General features: G+C 34.1%; 11 protein-coding genes and 1 other annotated feature. All 11 genes read left to right on the top strand.

What is annotated here, in order from left to right; genetic code table 11:
- Positions 1–196: 196 nt before the first annotated feature.
- The 11 genes from NEH75_RS05555 to dnaG all read left to right on the top strand — a co-directional run bounded on the left by NEH75_RS05555 (position 197) and on the right by dnaG (position 9467).
- Positions 197–466 carry a YabP/YqfC family sporulation protein gene (locus tag NEH75_RS05555; RefSeq protein WP_055241229.1) on the top strand — a complete coding sequence of 90 codons (270 nt, stop codon included), beginning with the start codon at positions 197–199 and terminating at the stop codon, positions 464–466.
- On the top strand, positions 459–1589 hold the full coding sequence (locus NEH75_RS05550; RefSeq protein WP_055276328.1) for a sporulation protein YqfD: 1131 nt from the start codon (positions 459–461) through the stop codon (positions 1587–1589). Before NEH75_RS05555 ends, NEH75_RS05550 begins: the two co-directional genes overlap by 8 nt.
- 12 nt (positions 1590–1601) lie before the next feature.
- Complete coding sequence (locus NEH75_RS05545; protein ID WP_055241225.1) at positions 1602–2570, top strand: PhoH family protein; 969 nt, start codon at positions 1602–1604, stop codon at positions 2568–2570.
- Between the two features lie 15 nt (positions 2571–2585).
- Positions 2586–3059: an rRNA maturation RNase YbeY gene (gene ybeY / locus NEH75_RS05540; RefSeq protein ID WP_055241222.1), complete on the top strand. Its 474-nt coding sequence runs from the start codon at positions 2586–2588 to the stop codon at positions 3057–3059.
- A complete protein-coding gene (locus NEH75_RS05535; RefSeq protein ID WP_055241220.1) occupies positions 3037–3423 on the top strand; it encodes a diacylglycerol kinase family protein in 387 nt (128 codons plus the stop codon). Before ybeY ends, NEH75_RS05535 begins: the two co-directional genes overlap by 23 nt.
- 14 nt (positions 3424–3437) lie before the next feature.
- Positions 3438–3842: a cytidine deaminase gene (gene cdd, locus NEH75_RS05530; RefSeq protein ID WP_055241218.1), complete on the top strand. Its 405-nt coding sequence runs from the start codon at positions 3438–3440 to the stop codon at positions 3840–3842.
- Entirely contained in the window at positions 3842–4750 is a 909-nt protein-coding gene (gene era, locus NEH75_RS05525) for a GTPase Era (protein ID WP_055241217.1), read from the top strand. The genes cdd and era overlap by 1 nt, the downstream gene beginning before the upstream one ends.
- Before the next feature lie 112 nt (positions 4751–4862).
- Positions 4863–5021, top strand: coding sequence for a YqzL family protein (locus NEH75_RS05520; protein ID WP_082417916.1), 159 nt, complete (start codon positions 4863–4865; stop codon positions 5019–5021).
- Position 5022: 1 nt separating this feature from the next.
- Entirely contained in the window at positions 5023–5763 is a 741-nt protein-coding gene (recO, locus tag NEH75_RS05515) for a DNA repair protein RecO (protein ID WP_055305017.1), read from the top strand.
- A 214-nt stretch (positions 5764–5977) separates the two neighbouring features.
- Positions 5978–6155: a binding site (T-box leader), on the top strand.
- Between the two features lie 78 nt (positions 6156–6233).
- Entirely contained in the window at positions 6234–7607 is a 1374-nt protein-coding gene (locus tag NEH75_RS05510; protein ID WP_055241213.1) for a glycine--tRNA ligase, read from the top strand.
- A gap of 63 nt (positions 7608–7670) precedes the next feature.
- On the top strand, positions 7671–9467 hold the full coding sequence (dnaG, locus tag NEH75_RS05505) for a DNA primase (protein WP_212724386.1): 1797 nt from the start codon (positions 7671–7673) through the stop codon (positions 9465–9467).

Below are 9467 nucleotides of genomic sequence, written 5' to 3'. Positions count from 1 at the left end.
CATCTATTTTGAGACAGCCCCTTTTTATTCTAATTAAATCAGTAATATATTGGTAGTGTATCTAAATTTAGAGTAAAAATGGCGGCTTCATGTAGTTTATCAAAAGCATTTTTAAGTAAATGTTCATATTCCAAGGTGTCATCTCATACAATCTTATGAGTATAAGAAGAGTTAAGACAAAAACGATGGTGATAGAATGGAAATGATTAATAAGGTTGAATCATTAATCTTTAAGCAAGCCTTGAGTTATCCTCTTATTCAACTCATACAGAATAAAAGCGTCATTGTCAATGATCGTTGTACGGTAGAGAATTTTACAGAGGAATCTTGTATTTTGAAGACCCCAGATAACCGCTATGTGATTTTTGGGGTGAACTTACGTATTAAAGAGTATGGTGATTTAGTCATTCGAATTGAAAGTGATGGGATAAAAAAAATAGAAATAGTCGGTGATATGGATGAATAATAAATGGTTAAGTATCTTTATAACAAAAGTACAAATTATAGTGCCTTCTATGACAGAAGTCACCCAGCTCAGGCGTCAAAATATAATGATTTATGGGGTGAAAAAACATGAAGATGGCTATTTGGTTACAATTCGAAAGGATGTAGCCAAACAGCTTGAAACTCGTTATCCGATTGTGACAGAGTTATCGATTTATCCTGCCATCTTGAAAATTATTGTTCCCATTGTCGCTTTAACGTGTGTATTAATGATTTTGATGAATAAACATACAATTGGTTATCGAATTAATGGGAATTTAAATACTCAAGAACAACAAGAGTTAGAGGCATTACTTGAGCCTCATTTTAATCAGGTTGGACCATTTCACTTTTTAAAAAGTGAGGTTGAAGATATAAAAACTGAACTTGAAGCGTATTATAATGAATATGTTTGGATAAATATTTATCGCAAAGGAACAGATATCGTTTTCGATGTTTATAATACACCAGTAGATGAGCGTGATGATTTAGACACTTATTCCGACACGCTATATGCGAAGCGTTCAGGGATCATTAAAAATTATAAAGTTTCAAGTTGCCGGGTGTTAGTTGAACAAAACCAGCTCGTTAAAGAAGGAGATCCATTAGTTACTTGCTATGTCGAGCAACCGTATACAACTGAAATTATACCTATTGAAGATACCGCTAAAGGAGAAGTTTGGGCAGATACCTGGTATGAAGTTAATGTGACGGCGGAAAAAGTTGATGTACAAGAAGGTTTTACAGCTAACAAACAAACTACTTATGTTCTCTATCTGGGTGGAATGGAGTTTAACTTTCTTTCACAAGAGATTGCTTATGAGAAGTATGAAGAAGTGACAAAAGAGTACAATCCATTCTTTTTTATGGAAGAATCTCCCCTTTATTTAGAAAAAAGACAATATTATGAAAAACGTGATATAATGAGAGTAAATACTTCTGAAGAATTAAAGGCAAATCTTCTGACACTTGTTAAAAATAAATTTAAACAAGAGACAGATGGGGAGTTTATCATTAAGAATTTGGAGATAATATCAGAAGAAGAGACAGAGACACAATTTATTTATAAGTGTCATCTGACAATATACGAAAATATTGCATATTAGAGGAGCTGAATTATGAGTAAAGACCCTATTAAAATACCTGCAGTGTTTGAAACTATTGATGAGACAATCTCAGTTGTTGGACATCATGATAAACATTTAAAAATCTTTGAAGATTACTACAATGTCGAAATTTCATTACGAGGCGATCAGTTGTATTTATTCGGTGATGAGAAAAAAGCCGAAATTATTCGTCAAGTGTTATTAGCACTTGTGGAGTTACATCGTAAAGGAAAAGAAATTACAGAACGTGATGTGTTATATGCAATAAAAATGAATGAACAGCATCGTTTAGGTGAATTAGAATCACTCTTTGATGAGCGTTATAAAATTATCAAAACGATTCAAGGAAAAACCATCTATGCTAAAACATTCAATCAAAAAGAATATTATCGTAAAATTCAAGACAATGACCTTGTTTTTGGAATTGGACCAGCCGGGACCGGAAAAACTTATTTAGCGGTTGTGATTGGTGTTGCGTTACTTAAAAAGAATATTGTTCGTAAAATCATCTTAACGCGTCCAGTCGTTGAAGCGGGAGAAAACCTTGGATTTTTACCAGGAGATTTAAAAGAAAAGGTTGACCCATATTTACGTCCGCTATATGATGCATTATATGATGTACTAGGTCTGGAACAAACAGAAAAAATGATTGAACGTGGAATTATTGAGATTGCGCCACTTGCTTATATGCGTGGTCGTACCCTTGAAGATGCGTATATCATTTTAGATGAAGCACAAAATACAACGAAACAGCAAATGAAAATGTTCTTAACGCGTTTAGGATTTAATTCTAAGATGGTAGTCACAGGTGATGAGACTCAGATTGACTTACCTAAACCAGTAAAATCAGGTTTAAAACATGCAAAAGAAATTTTATCAGATGTAAAAGGAATTGAATTTGTTCAATTCGAAACAGTTGACGTTGTTCGTCATACGCTTGTTCAAAAAATTATTGAAAGCTATGAAAAGACTGGTGAGTAAAAAGGAGTAACAGATATGGGAGTAGATATCCAATTTTATAATCAAACGAGTGAGTCGGTTGAGACTTATGAAGCAATGATTACAACAGTAGTTAATGAAACGATTAAACAAGAAAATTTGACAAATGAGATGTTAGAGTGCAGTTTTATCTTCGTTGATAATGAGCAAATTCGTGAGATTAATGCGAACTACCGTCAAAAAGATGCCGTAACAGATGTTATTACGTTTGCTATTGAAGATGAAATGCCGGGAGAAATTAAAATTCAAGGAATTCCAATGCCTCGAATGCTTGGAGATGTTTTTATTTCTTTACCAAGAACACGTGAGCAAGCTGAGCGTTATGGACATTCATTTGAACGTGAGTTAAGTTTCCTTGCTGTTCATGGATGCCTTCATTTGTTAGGTTATGATCATATAGAGCCAGAAGAAGAGAAAATCATGTTTGGTAAACAGGAGGATGTCTTAAATGCGCTCGGAATTCGACGTTAAAGAGGAACATTCCGTTAAAGCATTAATAAAATCTTTTCAACATGCTTTTTGTGGTATCTTGACATCGTTTGTAATAGGGCGTAATATAAAGGTCCACTATATAGCAGCTTTGGCTGCTATTTTAGGTGGCCTTTATTTTGGTATTAGTAAAGTAGAGTTTCTAATTATTCTACTCGTTAGTACACAAGTCATCTGTTTAGAAATGGTGAATACTGCTATTGAAAGAACGGTTGATTTAGTGACAGTTGAATATCATCTTTATGCTAAAATTGCAAAGGATATTGCCGCAGGAGCGGTTCTTGTCGCAGCTATTTTTGCGACAATTATTGGAGGAATTATTTTTCTTCCATATATATTTAAATAGTAGGTGAAGAGTTTATGAAAGAAATGTACGCAGACTTAATCGCAGCAGCAAAGGAAGCTTATAAAAATGCTTATGCACCTTATTCTAAATTCTCAGTAGGGGCAGCCTTAAAATTAAAAGATGGAAGTATTATTAATGGAGCAAACATTGAAAATGCTTCATATGGATTAACAAATTGTGCAGAGCGTTCTGCTTTATTTACAGCTTTTACAAAAGGTTATCGTCGTGACGATATTGAAGCGATTGCTGTTGTTGCTAATACAGATCGTCCAATTTCACCTTGTGGGGCTTGTCGTCAAGTGATTAGTGAGTTAATGCCACAAGATGCACAAGTGATTTTATTAAGTAACAAAGACGAAATCAAAACATACACAGTCGCACAATTATTACCATATTCATTCACATCGGAGGATCTATAATGACTAATGCAACATTTAAATCAGGATTTGTTTCTATCATAGGGCGTCCTAATGTTGGGAAATCAACATTCTTAAACAAAGTTTTAGGGAAAAAAATCGCCATTATGAGTGATAAACCACAAACGACACGAAATAAAATTCAAGGAGTTATTACAGATAACGATTCGCAAACGATTTTTATCGATACACCAGGAATTCATAAACCGAAGCATGAGTTAGGGAAGTTTATGACTGATTTAGCGATTGGAACATTAAATGAAGTAGATGCAGTTATGTTTATGGTAAATGCAACTGAAAAGTTAGGTCGCGGAGATCAATTCATTTTAGAGCATTTAAAATCAGTTAAGCAACCAGTTTTTTTAGTTATCAATAAAATTGATTTAATTACAAAAGAAGAATTATTAACAGTGATTGCGACTTTCCGTGATCAGCATGACTTTGCGGGTATTATTCCAATTTCAGCGATGACAGGAGAAAATATCGATACTTTACTTTCTGTTATCAAAGAAGAGTTGCCAGAAGGACCACAATTCTACCCATCAGATCATATTACGGATCATCCAGAACGTTTCATTATTTCAGAATTAATTCGTGAGAAAGTATTGCATTTAACACATGAAGAAGTGCCACATTCAGTAGCTGTTGTTATTGATAAAATTGAAAAAGTAGATGGGAAAAATGTCATTGATGTGATGGCAACGATTGTTGTAGAGCGTCCATCTCAAAAAGGAATCCTAATTGGTAAAGGTGGAAAGATGTTAAAAGACATCGGGACATTAGCTCGTAAAGATATCGTTAAATTATTAGGAACAAAAATCTACTTAGAATTATGGGTAAAAGTTCAAAAAGATTGGCGTAATAAAAAATTATATCTAAATGACTTTGGATATAGTGAAAAAGAATACTAATTCGACTTTTTAAGACAAAATTAAATTGGAATTATCATAGATTTTCTCTTCTTAGCCATACTAATGTATAGGGGCTAAAAATAATAGCGAAGCTAGTAAGAAGGGATCATACATGAATAGTCTAGAATGGGAAGTCTTTAAACGTACAGGAAAAATTGATCACTATTTGTTAATGAAAGAATCAGATAAGTTAGCGATAGACAATATAAATACTGAGTTCTCAGAAGAGATTGCTAATGTAAAGCCTGCTAAAGTTACAGAGGAGGAGTAGCGTGGCAATTGATGTTGAAGGAATTATATTGAAGAGCTTTAACTATGGAGAACACCATAAAATTGTTAAAGTTCTGACGGAGAATCAGGGGGTTATTGGCGTTTTTGTACAAAACGCCAATAAAGTTAATACAAAAAAAAGTGCACTCGTCCAGCCATTGACTTGTGCACGTTTTAATTTAAAGCCCTCAACAAATGCCAATAGCGATCTATATTATGTTTATAGTGGAGACGTTATTGATTATTATTTAAATGTAAAGTTAGATTATGAAAATATAGCTTATTTTTATTTTATGATTGAATTAATTTTAAAAGGGATGGCTGAATCTGAGTACAGTTCGTATGTTTATCGTATGTTGAAAAATTTCTTAGATGCAGCTGAACAAGGTTATTCAGCTTATTTATTAAGTATAATTTTTCAACTTAAAATGATGCCTATTATTGGCATTGAACCTGTAATGGATTGCTGTGCTGTGTGTAGAAGTACAGAACATATCGCAACACTGAGTGTACGCCAAGGAGGATTAGTTTGTGCTAAGTGTTATCACCCAGCAGAACCTATTTTAATTGATGCTCCCCTTATTCCAATTGTTCGTGCACTGTATAAGGTTGATATTAATCATTTACCTGAGGTTGAATTAGAAGAAGAATTGTTGAAACCAATTGAGCAATTTTTAGATGCCTATTATGATTCATATGCTGGTTTACATCTTCAGACTAAGAAATTTATGAAAGAAATTTAAAGAAGAGCGAATTTGCTCTTCTTTTTCTACTTTATATTTGAAAAGCATAATAGAAAGTAGAAAGAGTCATGTTGTATAAATTATCTTTATGTATGAATTTTAATAAATGTGTGATTATTAGTTGTAATTATTGTTTTTTTGCCGTCGTTTTTCGTATTTTTGTATATTGTCTTTTAACTATTGATATACTATAATGGTAGTAGTATAATGCAATATTTATGTGAAGACGAAGAGTAGTACTTTTGAACATTTGAATGGCAGCGAGTCTGGGAAGGTGGGAGCCAGATTTCAAGGTCTTAAGGAAGGGAACTTTTGAGCATAGTTAACAAAGTGGTAAAATCATAGGATTTTACAAATAGGGTGGAACCGCGGGAATAACTCTCGTCCCTATGCTCGTGGCATAGGTATGGGAGTTTTTATTTTCTCTATGTTCACGAGACCAGAATTTTGTTAAGTGAAGGAGCGTTAAAATGAGTCAAGTAACAATGGAAAAAATCGTAAATATGTGTAAAACACAAGGATTCGTTTACCAAGGAAGCGAAATTTATGGAGGATTAGCAAATACTTGGGATTATGGGCCGTTAGGTGTGGAATTAAAAAATAACGTGAAAAAAGCTTGGTGGAAAAAATTTATCCAAGAGTCACCATATAATGTGGGGTTAGATAGTGCCATCTTAATGAATCCTCAAACTTGGGTTGCATCAGGGCACGTTGGAGGATTTAGTGATCCTTTAATGGACTGTAAAGCATGTAAGAGTCGTCACCGTGCAGATAAATTAATCGAAGATCATGGAGACGATATCGTAGCTGATGGATGGACAGAAGAGCAAATGATGGCTTATATTCGTGAGCACAATATTGCATGTCCAGACTGTGGAGCTCATGACTTTACAGATATTCGTCAATTTGAATTAATGTTTAAAACACACATGGGAGTTGTTTCAGACGATAAATCAGCTGTTTATTTACGTCCAGAAACAGCACAAGGAATCTTCGTTAATTTCAAAAATGTTCAACGTACTAGCCGTAAAAAAATTCCATTTGGAATTGGACAAATCGGGAAATCATTCCGTAACGAAATTACACCAGGAAACTTTACATTCCGTACACGTGAATTCGAACAAATGGAATTAGAATTCTTCTGTAAACCAGGTGAAGATGGACAATGGTATGAGTTCTGGAAACAATATTGCTGGAATTGGTTGGTAAATTTAGGAATGAATCCAGAACATATTCGTCAACGTGAACATTCACCAGAAGAATTAAGTCACTACAGTAACGGAACATCAGATATCGAGTACCGTTTCCCATTTGGTTGGGGAGAGTTATGGGGAGTTGCCAACCGTACTGACTTCGACTTAAAAGCACATATGAAAGAATCAGGAGCAAACTTCGAATATCAAGATCCAACAACAAATGAAAAATATGTACCATACTGTATTGAACCATCAGTAGGAGCAGACCGTGTGACATTAGCGTTCTTAATTGATGCTTATGAAGAAGAAACGTTAGAAAATGGAGAAACACGTGAAGTTTTAAAATTTCACCCAGCTTTAGCTCCTTACAAAGTGGCGGTCTTACCATTAGTTAAGAAATTGAATGAACAATCATTAGAAGTGTTTGCAGAATTATCTAAACATATGATGGTTGATTATGATGAAGCGGGAACAATCGGTAAACGTTATCGTCGTCAAGATGCAATTGGAACACCATTCTGTGTCACATTCGACTATGATTCATTAGAAGATAAAAAAGTAACAGTTCGTCATCGTGATACAATGGAACAAGAACGTGTAGCAATCGATGAATTAGTTGAGTACATTACTTCAAAAATTCAATTTTAATTTCTACATAAAGTTGCTTTAAAATTTTAAAATTAAGACATTATAGGAGAGAGGGTGAACACGATGGGAAAGGGTCGAATTCCACAAGAATTATTTGATGAAGTCGTAGAAAAAAGTGATATCGTTGATGTCATTAGTGACTATGTACAATTGAGTAAAGCTGGGAAGAATTATAAAGGTTTATGTCCTTTCCATGGGGAAAATACCCCCTCTTTTGTCGTGTCACCAGATAAAGGAATCTATAAGTGCTTTGGTTGTGGAGAAGGAGGAAACGTCGTTTCGTTCGTCTCTTCACTTGAAGCTATTTCATATCCACAAGCTATCTTAAAATTAGCCAAGCGTGCGGGGATTGAAACGAACATTGTTCTACCATCAGATGAATCGATTCAAGACGCTAAGTTTAAAAATGAATTTGATATTTTAGAGTTTGCTAAAGGATTTTATCACTATTATTTAAATCACACAAAAGAAGGAAAAGTGGCATTAGATTATCTTCATAATCGTGGGATGAGTGATGAAACGATTGCGAAGTTTGGAATCGGGTTAGCTCCATCTTATTCGGACGCTTTAGTTAAAACGTTAGCTAATAATCGATATTCGTTAGATGTGGCGATGAAATTAGGTTTACTTAATGAGCATAATGGACAATATTATGATCGATTTAAATCCCGTATTATGTTCCCTATTTTTGATAAAATCGGACACGTGGTTGGATTTAGTGGTCGTGTTTTCTTAGAAGGGGATACTCATTTAGGGAAATACGTGAACTCACCTGAATCACCTATTTTCCAAAAAGGAAAGCTTATTTATCATTTAAATGATGCTAAGTTAGCGATTCGTCGTCATAATCGAGTCTTATTATTTGAAGGATTTTTAGATGTTATTTCCGCAGTTGAAGCGGGATTTGTTGAATCAGTCGCGACGATGGGAACCGCTTTGACCGAAGATCATAGTCGTGAATTACGCCGTCTAACTGATCAAATTATATTATGTTTTGATGGGGATAAAGCCGGACTCGCTGCTGCGAACAAAGCAATTCCTATTTTAATGGCACAAAACTTTTCAGTCAGTGTCGTTGAAATTCCAAATAAAATGGATCCTGATGAGTTTATTAAGACACACGGGAAAGAGGCCTTTTCTAAGTTAATTGATCAAGCAATTCCAGCTGTCGATTATCAGTATCGTTATATTAAACGACAGTTTAATTTAGAATTTGTTAGCCATCGAGAGCAATTTAAACGTCAAATCTACCATTTTGCTTATACCTTGCAAAGTCACACTCTGCAAGAGTTAATTTTAAAAAAATTAGCGTATGATATTTCAATAGGTGAGCAAAGTATTTTGCAGGAGTTCAATAGTAGCAAAAGTCAAGTGTATAAAAATGCCAATATTAATAACAATAAAAACGAAAACCTACAGATACATTCAAGACAAGTGCGAGATACTAAATATGAACGTTCTGAAAAAATGTTAATTCACTACATGTTAAAAGAGCGCCGTGTCGCTTTACAGGTAGAAAAAGAGTTAAATGGTTATTTGAATGATCCAACGCGTCGTAATATCGTGCTATATATTTTAGATTATTACACGACACATGAAACGATGAATTTACAATATTTTTTAAATTGGATTGACGAAGCCTTAGTTAAGCCGATTACAGATATTATTTTTGAGTGCGAGTCGCTTCCACCCCTTGGAAGTGATGAAGTCATTTATGATTTAATTTCTGTCGTTAAAGAATATGTTTATAGAGCTCAGATGGAGCAATTAAAAAAACAAATTAGCGAAGCAACATTAGATCACGAGAAATTGGAATTACTAGGTAAAGTAAATCAACTCAAACAACAGTTTGGGAAATAG

Source organism: Turicibacter sp. T129 (genome assembly GCF_025594975.1).
Classification (GTDB): Bacteria; Bacillota_I; Bacilli_A; order MOL361; family Turicibacteraceae; genus Turicibacter; species Turicibacter bilis.
This window is presented reverse-complemented; position numbering and strand designations above follow the sequence as displayed.